The sequence below is a fragment of the Marinobacter sp. LA51 genome (assembly GCF_030297175.1).
In the GTDB taxonomy this organism is placed as follows: Bacteria; Pseudomonadota; Gammaproteobacteria; order Pseudomonadales; family Oleiphilaceae; genus Marinobacter; species Marinobacter apostichopi.
Genome location: NZ_AP028070.1, coordinates 2,132,642 through 2,150,103, shown reverse-complemented (window position 1 = coordinate 2,150,103; position 17,462 = coordinate 2,132,642). Strand labels below are relative to the sequence as shown.

Here is a 17,462-nt window from a genome sequence, read left to right as displayed (position 1 = left end):
TGTACAATTGGGGCCACTGGTTAACTCAAAGGTAAGCGCTAAAGGCACGATATTGAATCCCAATGAACGGATGATGCCATGATCGAATCCGACCGACTGATTTCAGCCAGGGCCGGTGATTACGAAGAAGTTCAGGATCGGGCGATCCGTCCTAGCTTGCTGGCCGAGTATGTTGGTCAGCCGGCAGTGCGTGAGCAAATGGATATCTTCATCTCTGCCGCCCGAGGCCGCGACGAAGCGCTTGACCACGTATTGATATTCGGTCCGCCGGGTCTCGGTAAGACGACCCTGGCGAACATCATCGCCAACGAAATGGGGGTGTCGATCAAGACGACCTCCGGTCCGGTGTTGGAGAAAGCAGGCGATCTCGCCGCCATGCTGACCAATCTGGAAGAAGGCGATGTACTTTTCATTGATGAGATCCATCGCCTGAGCGCAGCCGTGGAAGAAGTGCTGTACCCGGCGATGGAAGACTACCAGCTGGATATCATGATTGGTGAGGGGCCTGCGGCCCGTTCAATCAAGCTGGATCTGCCACCTTTTACTCTGGTAGGCGCCACGACCCGAGCCGGTCTGTTGACGTCGCCGCTGAGGGATCGTTTTGGCATTGTTCAACGGCTCGAGTTTTATAATACCGAAGACCTGACCAACATCATCATGCGGTCGGCCAGGCTGTCGTCGGTCGCCATTGATGAGGCCGGTGCCTTTGAAATTGCCCGTCGATCCCGAGGCACGCCGCGCATTGCTAACAGGCTGTTGCGCCGGGTGCGAGATTTCGCAGAGGTGCGATCCGATGGCCATATCAGTTCTGATATCGCCGACCAGGCATTGAACATGCTGAAGGTGGATAGCCGGGGGTTCGATCATATGGACCGTCGACTGTTGCTGGCGATGATTGAAAAGTTCGACGGCGGCCCGGTTGGCGTCGAAAGTCTGGCTGCAGCAATCAGCGAGGAGCGGGGCACGATTGAAGATGTCCTGGAGCCATTCCTGATCCAGCAGGGCTACATGGTACGCACGCCGCGGGGGCGGATGGTTACGTCCAATGCCTACCAGCACTTTGGTGTGGTGCCACCGAAATCGGGCAAAGAGGAGGATCTCTTTGACTGAGCTGTCGGGCGGTGAAGTTTTTGAGTTGCCGGTTCGTGTCTACATCGAGGACACCGATGCCGGTGGCATAGTATTCCATGCCAAGTACCTGCATTACATGGAACGGGCCCGGACCGAGTGGGTACGTAGTTGCGGGGTGGGGCTGCGCGCCGGCCTCGCGGAGAATATCAGCTATGTTGTACAGCGTATGGCGATACATTACGCGGTGCCGGCACGGCTGGACGATCAGTTACTGATCACGGCGGAGCCTCAGGGCTATGGCCGGGTGTGGATGAAGTTCAAGCAGCGGGTTCTGCGCGCAGACGATCGCGCATTGCTGTGTGAAGCCGATGTGAGAGTGGCCTGTGTGGCGCTGGACAGTGGCCGCCCACGCCGATTACCCGAGAATATGCGGGCGTTGCTTGAAAGCAACGTTCAGACAACGGAATAAGCCAGGAGCAAAAGGTGGAATCAGAAGTTTCAGTCTGGTATCTCGTGTCCAATGCCGGTGTGCTGGTACAGCTTGTCATGCTGCTGCTAGCGCTGGCTTCCGTAGTGTCCTGGGCGCTGATTTTTCAGCGTTTCCAGGTGTTTCGAAAGGCCAAGCAATCTCAGGTGGCCTTCGAGGAGCGCTTCTGGTCCGGCATGGATCTGGGACAACTCTATCGCGAAGTGAATGCTGAACCCACGCCGTTCTCCGGCATGGAGGCGGTGTTCCGCTCGGGCTTCAAGGAGTTCTCCCGCCTGCGTCAGCAAAGCCGCGACGCAGACGCCGTTATGGAAGGTACCCAGCGTGCCATGAGGGTGGCTTTCTCCCGTGAGCAGGAGCGCCTGGAAACCCATCTGCCATTCCTGGCAACGGTGGGTTCGACCAGTCCTTACATTGGCCTGTTTGGCACCGTATGGGGCATCATGAACTCGTTCCGGGGCCTTGCCCAGGTGCAGCAGGCAACTCTGGCCACGGTGGCTCCCGGTATCTCCGAGGCTCTGATCGCCACCGCCATGGGTCTTTTTGCAGCCATTCCGGCGGTTATTGCCTACAACCGGTTCTCGGCCATGTCCGACGCTTTGCTCAAGAACTACGAAACCTTCGCTGAGGAGTTTTCGAGCATTCTGCATCGCCGTGTTCACCACAGTGAAAAGAGTGCCGCATAAATGTGCTTGTTTGGTGATGGTCGGAGGATAACGCGATGAAAGGCATGGGCATGATGCCGCAGCATCGGCGAAAGCCGATGTCAGAGATCAACGTGGTGCCGTACATCGACGTCATGCTGGTGCTGCTGGTTATCTTCATGGTAACTGCGCCCATGTTGACTCAGGGCGTAAAGGTAGACCTGCCGGAAACGACGTCGGATCCGATTCAGGCTGACAAAAACGTCGAGTCGATCGTGGTGTCGGTAGATGCCAATGGTGCCTATTTCGTTGAGGTTGGGGATCGCGGCAGTGACCCTATGTCTCTGACTGAGGTCCGGGAACAGATCTCCAAAATTCTTTCACAGCGTGCCAGCAGTGAAATCCTTGTGCGAGGCGACGAGCACGTGGAGTACGGAACCGTGGTTCGGCTGATGGCAGAGTTGCAGGGTGCCGGTGCCGGGAGTATCGGTTTGATCACTGAATCACCCCTGGACGACAAGTGACACCAGTGCAGGCAGGTATTTTGTGATAGGACACGAGCGTGAAGTAACCAGCACGGGCGTCCCACCCTGGAAATCACCCGTTGCCTTGTCGGTGATATTGCACCTTGTCATCGTGGGTGTCGCGCTGGCTGGCTGGACCTGGAGTAGTCCGGAGCACGAGCCGCCGCCACGCAGCATCTCCGCTCGGCTGGTCACCCAGCAGCAGCCGGAGCCCAGTCCGATAGAGACTCTGGATGATCAGCCGGACCGTGACGAAGAGCGACGGCTGGAAGAGCAGAAGCGCGAGGCGGAGAAGAAGCGAAAGGAAGAGGCCCGGAAGCTGGCTGAACAGAAGGCCAAAGAAGAGGCTGAGCGCAAGGTTCAGGAGCAAAAGCAAGAGGAAGAGCGAAAGCGTCAGTTGGCTGAGAAGCGTAAGCGCGAAGAAGCAGCGAAGGCCAAGGAAGCTGCCCGTCAGAAAGCGGAAGCCGAGGCGAAAGAACGCGAACGTCAGAAAGCCGAGGCAGAGAAAAAACGCAAGGAAGAGCAGCGCAAGGCCGAGGCTGAAGCTGAAAAAAAGCGTAAAGAAGAGCAACGCAAGCGTGAAGAGGCCGAGCGCAAGAAGCGGGAAGAAGAGGCCCGAAAGGAAGCCGAGCGAAAACGTCAGGAGGCGGAGCGTCGGTTGAAGGAGAAGCAGTTGGAAGCGTTGGCTGAGGAATCCAGCGAGGCCAAGCAAGCCGAGGCCCGGCGGCAGGCCCAGGCAGCGGCGGCCAAGGCCCGCGAGGCGCAGATGCTGACCGAAAGTGAGAAGTATCAGGCACTGATCCGGGAGCGGCTCAGTCAGGCCTGGTATCCGCCTTCGTCGGCCACCGAGGAAATGACAGCGCGCCTACAGATTACCTTGTTGCCTACGGGCGAATTGGCCGGAGTTAAGCTGGTGAGCAGTAGCGGCAACACCGCTTTCGATAATTCGGCACTGAGCGCGGTGCGCTCGCTCAGTCGGTATCCGATTCCGGACAAGCGGGACACGTTCGAGCGGTATTTCCGCCAGTTCACCATCGAGTTCAACCCTCGCCGGTTGAAATAGGGAATGGAACACACTTTGACACAGCGGGCTTGGACCATGTTGTTAAGAAAGCTAGTTACAGTGCTGACCTTGGCGCTGGTTGCAGCGGGTACAGTGCGTGCCGAGTTGTTGATTCGTATCACTGAGGGTGCCGATGCCGCCGTTCCGATTGCGGTGGTACCATTCGCTGAGTCCGGCAGCATCCCCGCCGGTGACAAACTCAGTACGGTCGTTCAAAGCGATCTGGCCATGAGTGGCGAGTTTCGCCCCTTACCAGCGGAAAAAATGCTCAGCCTGCCATCTAAGCGGGAGGACGTGTTTTTCCGGGACTGGCGTTTGCTAGGCCAGCGTTATGTCCTGGTCGGTGAGCTGACTCGCAAAGGCGACCGGGTCTCGGCTCGCTATGAACTGTTTGACGTGAACACGGAGGAGCGTTTGCTGGGTGAAACTGCTGCGGCACCGGCCAGCAACCTGCGCTCCCTTGCTCATCACGTCAGTGACAAGGTGTACGAGGCCATCACCGGGGTGCCAGGTGCATTCTCTACCAAGCTGGCTTATGTGACTCTGGATAAGTTCAATGGCAAGCCGCGTTACCGGCTGCAGGTAAGCGATGTTGACGGCAAGCGGGCGCGCATCCGGCTGGAGAGCCAGGAACCGATTCTCTCGCCGGCTTGGTCACCTGATGGCAAGAAGCTGGCCTATGTCTCTTTCGAAACCGGCAAGCCCGTTATTTTTGTGCACGAATTGTCCAGCGGGAAGCGCACCAAGGCTGCGGATTTCCCGGGCCTGAATTCGGCACCTGCCTGGTCCGAGGATGGCCGCTCGTTGCTGATGACGTTGTCCAAAGACGGCAATGCCGAAATTTATCGCATGGACCTGGCCACCAAAAACCTGACCAAGGTCACTAATCACTGGGCGATCGATACTGAAGCCAGCTGGGATCACACTGGCGATGGCCTGTTTTTCACTTCCGATCGCTCCGGTGGTCCGCAGATTTATTACAAGGAGAGCGAGCGTGCCTCGCCCCGTCGGATCACCTTTGGCAGCCGTTACAACGCGCGGCCAAGGCCGGACAATAGCGGTAAGTTTGTCTATTACGTGCATCAAAGGGATCGGGCGTTTCACATTGCCCGGACCAACCTGAAAACCGGTGAGGAGACGATTCTCACCCGAACCGAATCCGACGAATCCCCAAGCGTGTCCCCGAACGGCCGCATGCTGATTTATGCCACCAAGCAGGGCGCAGATAGTGTGCTTACGGTTATCTCAGCCGATGGCGGTGCCGCGTACAGTCTTCCGGCTTCGGAAGGTGATGTCCGGGAACCTGCCTGGGGGCCGCTGGTGCGGTAACAGGCAGATAGCTATGCCTGTCAATTGATTCAGAAAGCAAGTTCACCAACTGAAAGGAAAGTGTTATGAAGTTGTCAGCTCAATCCAAGGCTTTTGCAGTCCTTCTGTCCGCCGGTCTTTTTGCCGGCTGTAGCTCCACGGGTGAAACGCAGGACGACGGCGCTTACGGTTCCGACGTGGCCGCGATTGATCAGGAAGGCGGCTCCACTGTGTATGGCGGCGATGATCAGGGTGGTGTGTCCTCCTCAGCGATGACCGAAGAGGAGCGCATGGCGGCCCAGCAGCAGGCCGAGCAGGAAGCACTGCGCGATATCACTGTATTCTACTTTGATTTCGATACCGCCGAGATCAAGCAGGAAGCACGTGACGTACTGGTGGCTCACGCCCAGTTCCTGGCTAACAATCCAGGTCAGCAGGTCCGTCTTGAGGGCCATGCCGATGAGCGTGGTACCAAGGAGTACAACCTGGCACTGGGTGAGCGTCGTGCTAACGCCGTTCAGCGCTTCCTGATTGTAAACGGTGCTTCACGCGGCCAGATGGAAACCATAAGCTATGGTGAAGAGAAGCCGGCGGTCATGGGTTCCACAGAAAGCGACTTGGCCCAGAATCGTCGTGTGGAACTCGTGTTCGAGTAAACACACCAGAAGTCGGGAATGCCCATGAGAACAAGACTCATGGCGACAGTGGCCGTCTCGCTTGCCCTCGGGCAGGCGAGCGCGGCTCTGGCGCAATCGTCTACCCCCGCGTTCCAGAACACCAGTTCGGAAGCGCAGCGGAAAGCTAATAGCAGTCAGGCGACAGCCGAACTGTTCTATATGATCCAGCAGTTGCAGGGCGAAGTACGTCGCTTGCAGGGTGAGGTCGAAGAGCAGAGGCATGAGATCGACCGCCTGAAGGAACAAGGCCGGGATCGTTACATTGATCTCGATCAGCGTATTCTGGATCTGTCCGAGAAGGTCTCCGCGCAGCCGGAGGCTGCAAGTGCGGCTACAGGTGGTGCCGATGCCGGCAGTAGTTCCGGCATGGCTACCAAGGAATACCGCCAGCCCGGTGCCGAGGAGCGCAAAGCCTACCAGGACATTGTCGACCTGATTCGAAACCAGAAGAAGTACGATCAGGCGATCAGCCAGTTGTACGAGTTCATCGACAAGCATCCGGAAGGGGACCTCACGGTTAACGCCTATTACTGGCTGGGAGAGGTTTACCTGGTAAAGCCTCAGCTCGAGCAAGCCAAACAGGCGTTCACCATTGTTGCCACTCGCTATCCGGATCACAGGAAAGCGCCTGACGCGGTCTACAAGTTGGGTGTCACGCTGGATCGCCTGGGTGAGTCCGATGAAGCTAAACGTCGCATGAATACCGTTGTCAGGGACTATCCGAACAGCAGTGCGGCCAAGCTGGCGAAGAAGTTTTTGGACTCCGGTGGCTCTTAAGTCGGCGTCGAGGGAAAAATGTTGAGAAACCTGAAAAAAAGGGGTTGATCAGCGCCAAAAAATCATTACTATATGCGCCTCGTTTGGGTCGTTAGCTCAGTTGGTAGAGCAGTTGGCTTTTAACCAATTGGTCGAAGGTTCGAATCCTTCACGACCCACCAAACAAGATTTTCGGGCGCGCTGAGTTGCCCGGAAATGGGTCAGGAAAAAATGTCTGGCCGGCAGTTACGGGTCGTTAGCTCAGTTGGTAGAGCAGTTGGCTTTTAACCAATTGGTCGAAGGTTCGAATCCTTCACGACCCACCAAACGCTGAAGCCCGAAAGGGTTTTGCGAAAAAAAGAGCCTTCGGGCTCTTTTTTTTTGCGTATAAGTTCCTACCTACTCAGTGAGGGCACTGAAATCCTGATCAGAGTTCTGTTACCACGCCGTGTCAGAACCCGAATTTTGAGGGTGTAAAGTGGTATACTTCCAAAGACATAGCAACACAGAGACGCAGTAATGACTCGAGCTGAAGATCGTATCCTTGTTCAGGAACACCTTGCCCACGCGGCAGAACCAAAACCGCTGAGTGCTGACGAGAAGGCTGATCTTGAGGCTCGCATCAAGGCGGCCCTGAAGGCCGAAGATGCGGTTCTGGTGGCTCATTACTACACCGACCCGGATCTCCAGCGTCTTGCGGAAGAGACCGGCGGCTGCGTTGCCGACTCCCTGGAAATGGCGCGGTTTGGCAACCAACACCCGGCGTCCACGGTTGTGGTGGCCGGTGTGCGTTTCATGGGAGAGACGGCAAAGATTCTTAATCCCGAGAAACGGGTGCTGATGCCGACCCTCGAGGCCACCTGCTCGCTAGACGTAGGCTGCCCAGCCGATGAGTTTGCCGACTTCTGCGACCAGCACCCGGACCGGACGGTGGTGGTTTACGCAAATACCTCCGCAGCCGTTAAAGCGCGGGCCGATTGGGTTGTTACATCCAGCTGCGCTCAGGCCATCGTTGAAGACCTGGATGCCCGGGGCGAGAAGATTCTCTGGGCCCCTGACAAGCACCTGGGGCATTACGTCCAGAAAACCACCGGGGCGGATATGCTGCTCTGGGATGGCTCTTGCATTGTGCACGAAGAGTTTAAGTATCGTGGCCTGGAAGACCTCAAAGCGCTGTATCCCGATGCTGCAGTATTGGTGCATCCGGAGTCCCCGAGTGCCGTTGTGGATATGGCCGACGTGGTGGGGTCCACTTCGCAGTTGATTCACGCGGTGCAGACGTTGCCCAACGAGAAGTTCATTGTTGCGACGGACAACGGCATCTTCTACAAGATGCAGCAGCTCGCGCCCAACAAAACGCTTCTCGAGGCGCCTACCGCCGGCAACGGTGCAACCTGCCGTAGCTGTGCCCATTGCCCGTGGATGGCCATGAACGGCCTGGAGAACCTGCTGAATGTTCTGGAGCAGGGTGATCAGGAGGTTCTGGTAGACGACGCTCTGCGGGAGCGCGCGCTCAAGCCGTTGCGGCGGATGCTCGATTTTACCGCCAACATGAACCTGAAAGCCGCGGGCAATTCCTGAGGGTGATGGCGGTTAGCCTCGGCGCCGGGCGTTCAGGCGGCTGGTGATCTCCGCTAGGCGCTCGGTTACGACCTGACGTTGCGGGGAGCCGGCCGGAAGCTTCTCCTGGGCCTGTCGTAACTGGCGCTGGGCTGCCTCCAGATTGCCCATGAGTGCATCGTACTCTGCCCGCGCCCTGTGCACGCCAACGATGTTTCTTGCCATTCCTTCGGCCTCGGCCAACCGTAGCCAGAGGTTTTCCTGCCCAGGAAGCATCCGCGTGAGCTGAGTTAGAATCTCTGCTGCGGTCGCGCCATTGCCGTCGGCCAGTTCGGCCTCGGCCAGCGAGTGCATAATCGGATAATTCTCGGGGTTGCGGGCCAGGGCGTCCTCAAGCAGTGTTCGAGCCTCCTGTGTCCGTTTTTGGCCGGTCAGAACATCCGCCAGGGTGACCTGGAAGGTGATCCGGCCGGGGTTCTGCCCCAACAGTTCTTCGAGCAGTGCAATCGATTTTTCTGGCTGATTGTTTTCCTGATAGGCGACGGCCAGGCCGTATCGGACTGCCTCGTTTCGTTTGGTTTCGTCGCGGTCCAGATAGGCTTCAAAGGTTTCCACTGCAACATCCGCTGACGCAGCGTAGCGAACCTGCAAGCGGCTGCGGACCAGGTGAAATTCCTTGCTATCACGGACCACGCGATCGGGATATTGTTCAGCGCGGTTTCGGGTGTCTGCGACCCGGTTTTGGGTCAGTGGGTGGGTAGACAGATATTCGGGCGGCCGGTTTCCCTGAAGCCGGTTCTGGCGCATCATGATTTCGAACATCTCGGGCATGCCATCCGGGTCCATGCCTGCAGATGCCAGGATTTCGAGGCCGACCCGGTCCGCTTCCTGTTCATGGGCGCGGCTGTAGGCCAGCATATTTTGAACGGCAAGCGCCTGGGTGCCGGCGATCGCGGCGATCCCCAGGTCAGACTGTGTGACCGCAGACAGCACGATGCCGGCAATCATGCCGGCGATGGTCAGTGGCGCGCTGGTTTCTTGCTGCTCCAGGCGCCGGGCAAAATGCCTTTGACTGAGGTGGGCAAGCTCGTGCGCGAGTACCGAGGCAAATTGCTGTTCAGTGGTAGCGTTGAGGAACAGGCCGCCGTTGACTCCTACGATGCCGCCAGGTACTGCAAAGGCGTTAATTGCCGGACTGTCGATCAGAGCCAGAGTGAGCTCTCGCTCCTGGAGAGGGGCAGAGGGCACCAGTTGATAGGTAATTGCTGTCAGGTAGTCGAACACCAGGGGATCGGTGATTCGCGGCGCTGAGCGGCGGATCGATACCATGACCTGCTCGCCAATCTCCGATTCCTGCTGGCCGGAGATCAGTCCGCCACCTGCACCACCGATGCTCGGCAGTTCGCTTTCCTGGGCCTGAAGTGGCGAGGCAGCTAGAAAAAGGCCAAGGGCTAGGACCGCCGCCTTGGCGGAGGACTTTGGGCGGAGCCTGGTTCGGGAAGAAGTCATGTAGCGAGTGAAGCCATCCATTTTGTGTGTCACTGAGACAGAAGCCTGCGATAAAAAGTTCTGACTTTTCGATTAAATACTATTGTGGTGCAATACATTACCACTGACGGCATAATGCCAGCCCGTTAATTCGCTTTACAGTACTGCGTTGGTGTTTGTCTTCTATGGTTGATCGTACTCTGGATGCTTCCGGGCTTCTCTGCCCCATGCCGCTGCTGAAAACCAAACTTGAGCTCAATAGCATGACCCCTGGTGAAGAGCTTGAGGTCATTGCCACTGATTCTGGTTCTGCTCGCGATATCCCCGCTTTCATCAAACTTTCGAGTCATCAGCTGGTGAGCTCGGCTGAGACCGATGGCCAGTACCGGTTTGTGATAAAGTGCGGCGCATAACCTTTCGGAGATACTGATGCTCAGGATTTTACGCGGTCTGGCCCACAAGTACTTTTCCGATGAAGAGGCAGTCATCCTGTTTCTGATTCTGGTCACGGGTACCGTCTTTGTGATCTGGTTTGGGGCCATGTTGGCGCCCGCCATTGCGTCGCTGATTATTGCCTTTATCCTGCAGGGTCTGGTGACCAAGCTGACCAAGCTGGGCATCCCTGAAGTGGTCGCCATCGTCAGTGTGTTCCTGGTTTTTCTCGGTATTCTTGTAGGTGTCACCTTTGGCCTGTTGCCTTTGATCTGGACTCAGCTCAGCAACCTTGCCGGTGAAACTCCCAGGATTATCGGAGAGTTGCAAACCTATCTTGAGTTACTGCCTGAAGAGTATCCGCAGCTGATCTCTGCCGACGCGGTCAACACGCTGTACCAGCAGGTATCGACCGAAGTAGGGCACATGACCCAGTGGTTAGTGTCGTTCTCGCTATCCAGCATCCCCGACCTCGTGGCCCTGTTGATCTACATGGTCCTGGTGCCGATTCTGGTGTTTTTCTTCCTGAAAGACCGAGAGGTGTTGCTTAGCGCCATTGGCCGACTTTTGCCGCCGCAGCGTCCGATGATGCTGCAGATCTGGCATGAGGTGAATCTGCAGTGTGCCAACTATGTGCGCGGTAAGGCGGTCGAGATCCTGATAGTGGGTGGTGCTACCTACGTGGCCTTTAAGTTGCTCGGCATGCCATACGCTGCCCTGCTGTCTTTGCTGGTGGGGCTTAGTGTGGTCATTCCCTACATTGGCGCCGCAGTAGTGACCATTCCTGTCGCCATGATTGGTCTGTTTGCCTTCGGCTGGGGCAGCCACTTTATCTGGGTCATGGTAATTTACGGTGTTATTCAGGCGCTGGACGGGAACGTTCTGGTGCCGGTACTGTTCTCCGAGGTGAACAACCTTCACCCGGTGGCGATTATCGTAGCGGTTCTGTTTTTTGGTGGCATCTGGGGCTTATGGGGTGTGTTTTTCGCCATTCCCCTGGCGACGATGCTCAAGGCGGTTTTTGCTGCGTGGCCGGTAAAAGATTACGTACCACCGCCAACCGTTGGAGAGTCCTGAATTCATTAGTTGAACAGCCCTGGGCCGGAATCCGGTTCAGGACCTCGGGGGAACATTCGAACACAGGGAATCCCGAGTCTTTAATTCCCTTGTGTCAGTTCGTGCCCAACATTACCATATCGGTTTTATTCGGACGGAGCTTTTATGATTACGGGTAGCCTTGTCGCACTGGTCACGCCCATGGATCCAAGCGGTGATATTCACTGGCAGGAACTGGATCGGCTGGTGGACTTTCATATCGAAAACGGCACCCATGGCATCGTTGCTGTGGGCACCACGGGTGAGTCCGCAACCCTGGATCCTGAAGAACATTGCCAGGTGATAGGCCATATCATAAAACGTGTGGACGGTCGCATTCCGGTCATTGCCGGTACAGGTGGTAACAGTACCCGTGAAGCGATCGAGCTGACCACGGAAGCTCACAAGCTGGGCGCCGATGCCTGCCTGCTGGTTGTGCCTTATTACAACAAGCCGACCCAGGAAGGGCTGTACCAGCACTTCAAGACCATTGCTGAAGCCGTGCCGGGCATGAAGCAGATGCTTTATAACGTGCCAGGGCGCACCGCCTGCGACATGCTCAACGAAACGGTTCTGCGGCTTGCCGACATTCCGAATATCGTGGCCATCAAGGACGCAACCGGCAATATTCCCCGTGGCGCCGAGCTGATTGAAGCTCTGGAAGGTCGTCTTGCGGTCTACTCAGGCGATGACGCCACCGCCGCTGAACTCATGCTGGCGGGCGGCAAGGGTAACGTCTCGGTTACCGCGAACGTTGCCCCCAAGGGCATGTCCCAGTTGTGCGAAGCCGCCATTGCCGGCAATCGCGAAGAAACCGAGCGTCTCAACGAGCTGTTGATGCCCCTGAACCGAAAGCTGTTCCTTGAGGCGAATCCTATCCCGGTAAAATGGGCATTGCACCGCATCGGGATGATCAGCGAAGGCATCCGCTTGCCACTGACGCCGCTGAGTGAGAAGTTCCACGCAGAAGTGGAAGATGCGCTGAAAGCCTCAGGTGTGCTCTGAGTTTACTGAAACTGTGTCCGACCCGGAGTAACCCGATGCCGGTTCTTCTTGGAACCCGTAGTACCCTGTTGTCAAATTCTCTGGCTGTTGCCTCCGGATTGCTGCTGGTATCAGCGCTGTCCGGATGCGGCATGCTGGACGACCGATCCGAACGTTACGTATCCGCAAAAGAAGGCAAGCCGCTGGAGCTTCCTGCCGGTTCCGAAAAAGCCAATTTCAGTCAGGTGATGCCCATCCGGGATGTCGCCGTGGCGGATGCCAGCAAACTCTACCCATCCAGTATTCCCAATCCGCCGGACATGACCTCCGAGATTCTCGATGAGAACTACGCCATTGAAGAACTCGATGGCCGGGTCTGGCTGCTGGTGAACGATGTGCCTGGCCGGATTTGGCCCGCTGCCAACGCCTACATGACGGAGCGGAGCCTGGGAGTGAGTTTCGACAGCCCGCAGCTGGGTCTGTTGCAGAGTGAGCTGCTTAATTTCAGCAAACGTGCGCGTCAACTGGCTGAGCTGCCGAGCAATCCTGGTGCGGATGAGCCCAAAGTGGTGCTTCAGGTCCGCATGGCTCCGGGCGTACGTCGAAAGACCACCGAGATCCAGATTCGGAAGCTGACGGTTGATGGTCAGCCTCAGGAGCTGGTGCCCTGGTCGGGGATCGCGAACCCAAGTTCTGAAGCCCTGGAATTGCAAAAGCGCTTGCTGACCGACATGGGGGATTTCCTGAAGGCCAGAGAAGAGAACAAATCCTTCTCACGCGCCGCGTCCGGTATGGTGAGTGATCCGCTGGTCAAGCTCCTCTCAAACGACGAACAAGCTTCAGCGATCCGCATGAGCCTCGATTATGGCCGCTCCTGGGCGGAAGTGAGCCGGGGGCTAACGGAGGCCGAGGTTCCGGTAGTGGATCTTAACCGTAGTGAAGGCTGGTTTTACGTCGACTATCGCACCGAGGACGAGCGCGAGTCTGGTTGGTTCAACTGGTTCAGCGATGCTGAGGAGCCCCAGCATACTCACACTGTGACTCTGATGGAGAGCGATAAGGACATCGTCATTACCGCTGAGCGCCTTCAGGCCTACGACGGTGAGAACACTGCGCCGGATCTGCTGAAAGAACTGTTCGACTATCTATACTGATTGAGTGGTTGCCGCTGCTTCGGCACCACTTCGGAGACCCTAATGGAAAAGCGTGAAGAGCTATACGCCGGCAAGGCAAAGTCTGTCTACAAGACCGACAATCCAGACCGATTCATCCTCGAATTTCGGGATGACACCTCGGCATTTGATGGCGAAAAGAAAGAACAGCTCAGCCGCAAGGGCATGGTGAACAACAGGTTCAATGCCTTCGTGATGGAAAAGCTTGAAGCCGCCGGCGTGCCTACCCATTTTGAGGGCCTGCTGTCATCGACTGAATCCATCGTCAAAAAACTCGATATGATTCCGGTCGAGTGCGTGGTGCGGAATATTTCCGCGGGTAGCCTGTGCCGTCGAATTGGTGTGGAAGAGGGGCTGGAACTGACGCCTTCGACCTATGAGTTGTTCCTGAAGAACGACGCCCTGCATGATCCGATGGTTAATGAATCGCTGGCTGTCAGCTTTGGTTGGGCCTCAGCCGACGAGCTGGAGCGGATGAAGCAGCTGACCTACCAGGTGAATGACGTGCTGAAGGCGCTGTTTGATGACGCCGGTATGCTGCTGGTGGACTATAAACTGGAGTTTGGCCGCAGTGGTGGCGAGATTGTCCTGGGGGACGAGTTCAGCCCCGACGGCTGCCGCATCTGGGACAAGGAAACCCGTAAGAAGATGGATAAAGATCGTTTCCGCCAGGGACTGGGTGATGTGATTGAAACTTATGAGGAAGTGGGCCGCCGTTTAGGCATCCAGTTCGATTGATTCAGACACACAACAAAGAAAAGGTGTTCTATGCGTAACTTGATTGTCGCTGCCGGTGGTTCCTTGCTTCTGGCCGCACCATTCGCCCATGCGGACGTCGTAGGTCTTGGTGCAAGTGTAAGTTACTGGGATTCAGAGCTGACAGGTGAGGCCGCAGACAAAAGCGGTGGCGAAGTCGATGTCGAGAATGACCTGGATCTGGAAAACGATTCCAACACAAACGCTTCCCTGTATTTCGAGCATCCAGTCCCTGTACTGCCAAATGTGAGGCTCAACTATACTCTGGTCCAGCAAAGTGGTCGGGGCGAGCTAGGTGCTAATTTTGGTGGTATTGATGTGGCCTCAGGAGTTGATGTTCAGTCCGAACTGGACCTGGAACAACTTGATTTTACGTTTTACTACGAAGTGCTTGATAACTGGGTCAATCTGGATCTTGGCTTGACTGCTCGTGACCTTTCCGGTGAGCTTATTGTCAGGCAGGTTGGCACAACCCAGGTAAGCAAGACCGAAGTTGATGCAGTGTTACCAATGGGCTATTTGGCCGCCCGGTTCGATTTGCCGCTGACTGGCGTGTCGATTGGTGCCGAAGGCAATTTCGTCAGCTACAGCGGCGATTCGCTTCACGACTTCAACGCCTACGGCCAGTTTGAAATGGCGGTCATCCAACTCCGAGCTGGCTACCGCCAGATGTCTATCGATTACGAAGACGATGACGACAGATTGGACGTCGAGATCGATGGGCCGTTTGTCAGCGCTGGGGTTGTATTTTAAAGGGAGTTTAACGTGAAGATTCTCGTGACCGGAACAGCGGGTTTTATCGGCTCGCACCTGGCGCATCGTCTGCTTGACCGTGGCGATGAAGTGATCGGCGTTGACAACGTCAACGACTATTACGACGTCAGCCTGAAAGAAGCTCGTCTGGCGAGACTGACAGGTAAGGCCGGTTTTGCCGAGGTGCGGCAGGATGTTGCGAACCGGAGCGCCATGGAGGCGCTCTTTGCGGAGCACAAACCCGAGCGCGTGGTCCACCTGGCCGCCCAGGCAGGTGTTCGCTACTCCATCGAGAATCCTCACGCTTATGTCGACGCCAACCTTGTAGGATTCATGAATATCCTGGAGGGTTGCCGCCACAACAACGTCAAGCACCTTGTGTACGCCTCCAGTAGCTCGGTGTACGGCGCCAACGAAACCATGCCTTTCTCTGTGCATGACAACGTTGACCATCCCCTGAGCTTGTACGCGGCCTCCAAAAAGGCCAATGAGTTGATGGCTCACACCTACAGCCATCTCTACAACCTGCCCACCACCGGCCTGCGTTTCTTTACCGTGTACGGCCCCTGGGGCAGGCCTGATATGGCGCTGTTCATCTTTACCAAGAAGATTCTGGCAGGCGAGCCAATCGATGTGTTCAATCACGGCCAGCACCGGCGTGATTTCACCTATATCGACGACATTGTCGAAGGCGTGATCCGTACTCTCGATCATGTTGCAGAACCCAATCAGGAATGGTCGGGTGAGAATCCGGATCCGGGCACCGGAAAAGGTCCTTACCGGATCTACAACATCGGAAGTAATAACCCGGTTGAGCTGTCGCGCTTCATTGAGATCATTGAAGAGCGTGTCGGCAAGAAAGCAGAGAAAAATCTTTTGCCGTTGCAGCCTGGGGATGTCCCCGCTACCTACGCCAACGTGGATGACCTGATTGCCGATGTGGGTTACAAGCCCAGCACAACGGTGGAAGAGGGCATTGCCAATTTTGTTGACTGGTATCGTGGGTTTTACAACGTCTAGCGAGCGGCTGTGATGTGCGTTCGAAGTGAATGCCGGGTCAGAACAAAGCTCGGCTAAAACCCTTCCTATTCGAGATCGTCGAACAACCTTTGCAGCGATTGTGAACCCGGCTAAGCTTCTATTATCTGCTGCTAAAGCTTTTAGATGGGCAAACAAAGGATGTTCGATCATTGAAGGCCCTCAGGCGCTGGCTGCGCCCCCTCAAGCGATGGTTTAATCGCGTATTCCGTGTGGATGCCGGAATCTTCCTGTCTAGACAGATTAGCCCCGGGTGTTCACCCAGACCGACGGGCATTGGCTTGTTGCGGGACATGACGGATACGCCAATGTTAAGAGATGGTCTTCCATTCTCCAAAACGGAGTTTGTCAGGCGAGTGAGCGCAGGCCACAAGTTTTACGAGTTGTTTGTTAATGATAAGCCCTTAGTCTACGGCTGGGTTGCCTGTGTAGGTGCTCATGTGGGTGTCTTGCACCATTTAAAGCTGACAGTTCCTGACAATGCAATTTATGTCTGGGATGTAGCTACAGCGCCAGAGCACAGGGGACAGGGTTTACTTGGCATCATGTTGGATGAAATCTTTAACTTGCACAGTCCGTCGACCAGGGTCACATGGAGCGCCGTAGCCGTCAGTAATCATGCCTCAAGGCGGGCGTTAGCCAAGGCGGGTTTCAACCCGATGTTTACCTATTTTACTATCCAGGTTTTGGGGCGAACGATCTTCAGTGCCGTGCTGAAAAAGGGAAGGCTCGTGCGGGCACAGCCGGTATTTGATTGTCTAAGCCTGGAGCCAGTGTCAGGTTAATTTTTACGAACCTACTTCAGGCTGTATTCAGGCTCTGACAAACGAATCTTTACTCGCCGGCGCTCTAACGGACAGTCGAATTCCAGAAAGTACGCTAATAGTTGCAGTGGCTCTTGTGCAGGGCGACCATAAAGCCGGTCACCGATGATGGCGTGGCCGATGCCTGCCAGGTGCTTGCGAATTTGGTGCTTTCGTCCGGTTTCAATGCTTATCTGAAGCAGCGATGTCTGATCGGTTTCGTTAATACTGAGGGTTGAGACTCGGGTAATGGCTTCTTTGTCGTCTATCAGAGCATCTATGAGTTGATCCTGAACAGTAATCTCGCCACTTACCCGTGCCTGGTAATGCTTGGTGATGGTTCGCCCTGAAAAACACTGGGAGAGGGCGCCAGCGGCCTTGGAGTCGTGCGCAATGAGCATCAGTCCGGCGGCATCTGCATCCAGGCGATGAATCAGAAAGCAATCCCGGCCAAGCGCTACTTCCGCTTCGCGAAGCAGACTGCAATGATCGCCCCACTGTGACCCCTGGGCCAGCAGGCCGTGAGGTTTGAACCAGATGGAGTAGCGGCGTCGGTCTTCCAGCAGGGTGGCGGGTTCCGGTTTCCGGGCGAGCACGGCTTCGTCATAGAAAAGTTGCAGGCGGGTGCCGGCTCGAACCTGCCTTTTGGCTTTGCGCAGTCGAACTCTTTTGCCTTTCTGTGTCCACCAGCAGGCGCCCTTGTTCATGGCGTCTTTGATGCGCTGCTTTGGCAGGCCCGAGGCTTCGCTGAGTGCGTCGACCGCAGTCTGCGAGTGTTCCAGTGTGAAGTCGATTGTGGTTCGCATGGGGAATACCGGGCAAGAGGTCCGGGGGAGAGATTAAAGAAATCC

At 56.3% G+C, this 17,462-nt stretch carries 19 protein-coding genes and 2 tRNA genes; 19 read left to right on the top strand and 2 right to left on the bottom strand.

The genetic code is table 11. From position 1 onward, the window contains the following. Window positions 1-78: 78 nt before the first annotated feature. From ruvB to nadA, 11 genes are all read left to right on the top strand, one after another. Window positions 79-1,110: a Holliday junction branch migration DNA helicase RuvB gene (gene ruvB / locus QUE89_RS09875; protein WP_286219935.1), complete on the top strand. Its 1,032-nt coding sequence runs from the start codon at window positions 79-81 to the stop codon at window positions 1,108-1,110. Then, a complete protein-coding gene (gene ybgC, locus QUE89_RS09870) occupies window positions 1,103-1,540 on the top strand; it encodes a tol-pal system-associated acyl-CoA thioesterase (RefSeq protein ID WP_286219934.1) in 438 nt (145 codons plus the stop codon). The genes ruvB and ybgC overlap by 8 nt, the downstream gene beginning before the upstream one ends. Window positions 1,541-1,554: 14 nt before the next feature. Next, window positions 1,555-2,244: a protein TolQ gene (gene tolQ / locus QUE89_RS09865; protein WP_434784063.1), complete on the top strand. Its 690-nt coding sequence runs from the start codon at window positions 1,555-1,557 to the stop codon at window positions 2,242-2,244. Between the two features lie 35 nt (window positions 2,245-2,279). Beyond that, the gene (gene tolR / locus QUE89_RS09860; protein ID WP_041338191.1) at window positions 2,280-2,726 is read left to right on the top strand and encodes a protein TolR; all 447 of its coding nucleotides are present in this window, start codon (window positions 2,280-2,282) and stop codon (window positions 2,724-2,726) included. Window positions 2,727-2,751: 25 nt separating this feature from the next. Then, complete coding sequence (tolA, locus tag QUE89_RS09855) at window positions 2,752-3,789, top strand: cell envelope integrity protein TolA (RefSeq protein ID WP_434784105.1); 1,038 nt, start codon at window positions 2,752-2,754, stop codon at window positions 3,787-3,789. A gap of 36 nt (window positions 3,790-3,825) precedes the next feature. Beyond that, window positions 3,826-5,118 (top strand): Tol-Pal system beta propeller repeat protein TolB, encoded by a 1,293-nt coding sequence (tolB, locus tag QUE89_RS09850; RefSeq protein WP_286219932.1) that lies wholly within the window; start codon window positions 3,826-3,828, stop codon window positions 5,116-5,118. Window positions 5,119-5,183: 65 nt separating this feature from the next. Then, entirely contained in the window at window positions 5,184-5,753 is a 570-nt protein-coding gene (pal, locus tag QUE89_RS09845) for a peptidoglycan-associated lipoprotein Pal (RefSeq protein ID WP_286219931.1), read from the top strand. 24 nt (window positions 5,754-5,777) lie between these two features. Further along, window positions 5,778-6,551, top strand: coding sequence for a tol-pal system protein YbgF (ybgF, locus tag QUE89_RS09840; protein WP_286219930.1), 774 nt, complete (start codon window positions 5,778-5,780; stop codon window positions 6,549-6,551). An 85-nt stretch (window positions 6,552-6,636) separates the two neighbouring features. Beyond that, window positions 6,637-6,712: transfer RNA gene (locus QUE89_RS09835), tRNA-Lys, on the top strand. A gap of 68 nt (window positions 6,713-6,780) precedes the next feature. Continuing rightward, window positions 6,781-6,856: transfer RNA gene (locus QUE89_RS09830), tRNA-Lys, on the top strand. 193 nt (window positions 6,857-7,049) lie between these two features. Next, window positions 7,050-8,111 carry a quinolinate synthase NadA gene (gene nadA / locus QUE89_RS09825; RefSeq protein ID WP_286219929.1) on the top strand — a complete coding sequence of 354 codons (1,062 nt, stop codon included), beginning with the start codon at window positions 7,050-7,052 and terminating at the stop codon, window positions 8,109-8,111. Window positions 8,112-8,123: 12 nt separating this feature from the next. On the opposite strand, the gene QUE89_RS09820 is transcribed toward nadA, so the two are convergent. Beyond that, window positions 8,124-9,599, bottom strand: a complete 1,476-nt coding sequence (locus QUE89_RS09820; RefSeq protein ID WP_286222857.1) for a M48 family metalloprotease — start codon at window positions 9,597-9,599, stop codon at window positions 8,124-8,126. Between the two features lie 164 nt (window positions 9,600-9,763). On the opposite strand from QUE89_RS09820, the gene QUE89_RS09815 reads away from it, so the two are divergent. The 8 genes from QUE89_RS09815 (at window position 9,764) to QUE89_RS09780 (ending at window position 16,593) form a co-directional block, all read left to right on the top strand. Continuing rightward, a complete protein-coding gene (locus QUE89_RS09815; RefSeq protein WP_041338199.1) occupies window positions 9,764-9,991 on the top strand; it encodes a sulfurtransferase TusA family protein in 228 nt (75 codons plus the stop codon). Between the two features lie 16 nt (window positions 9,992-10,007). Continuing rightward, the gene (locus QUE89_RS09810) at window positions 10,008-11,087 is read left to right on the top strand and encodes an AI-2E family transporter (protein WP_286219928.1); all 1,080 of its coding nucleotides are present in this window, start codon (window positions 10,008-10,010) and stop codon (window positions 11,085-11,087) included. A gap of 144 nt (window positions 11,088-11,231) precedes the next feature. Then, window positions 11,232-12,110, top strand: coding sequence for a 4-hydroxy-tetrahydrodipicolinate synthase (dapA, locus tag QUE89_RS09805; protein WP_286219927.1), 879 nt, complete (start codon window positions 11,232-11,234; stop codon window positions 12,108-12,110). 35 nt (window positions 12,111-12,145) lie between these two features. Continuing rightward, entirely contained in the window at window positions 12,146-13,243 is a 1,098-nt protein-coding gene (locus QUE89_RS09800) for an NlpB/DapX family lipoprotein (RefSeq protein ID WP_286219926.1), read from the top strand. Window positions 13,244-13,285: 42 nt separating this feature from the next. After that, entirely contained in the window at window positions 13,286-13,999 is a 714-nt protein-coding gene (gene purC / locus QUE89_RS09795) for a phosphoribosylaminoimidazolesuccinocarboxamide synthase (RefSeq protein ID WP_286219925.1), read from the top strand. 30 nt (window positions 14,000-14,029) lie between these two features. Further along, window positions 14,030-14,770, top strand: coding sequence for a TIGR04219 family outer membrane beta-barrel protein (locus QUE89_RS09790; RefSeq protein WP_286219924.1), 741 nt, complete (start codon window positions 14,030-14,032; stop codon window positions 14,768-14,770). 12 nt (window positions 14,771-14,782) lie between these two features. Then, a complete protein-coding gene (locus QUE89_RS09785) occupies window positions 14,783-15,790 on the top strand; it encodes an NAD-dependent epimerase (protein ID WP_286219923.1) in 1,008 nt (335 codons plus the stop codon). A 326-nt stretch (window positions 15,791-16,116) separates the two neighbouring features. Continuing rightward, window positions 16,117-16,593, top strand: a complete 477-nt coding sequence (locus QUE89_RS09780) for a GNAT family N-acetyltransferase (protein WP_286219922.1) — start codon at window positions 16,117-16,119, stop codon at window positions 16,591-16,593. Between the two features lie 11 nt (window positions 16,594-16,604). On the opposite strand, the gene QUE89_RS09775 is transcribed toward QUE89_RS09780, so the two are convergent. After that, window positions 16,605-17,417, bottom strand: coding sequence for an RluA family pseudouridine synthase (locus QUE89_RS09775; RefSeq protein WP_286219921.1), 813 nt, complete (start codon window positions 17,415-17,417; stop codon window positions 16,605-16,607). Window positions 17,418-17,462: the final 45 nt, after the last annotated feature.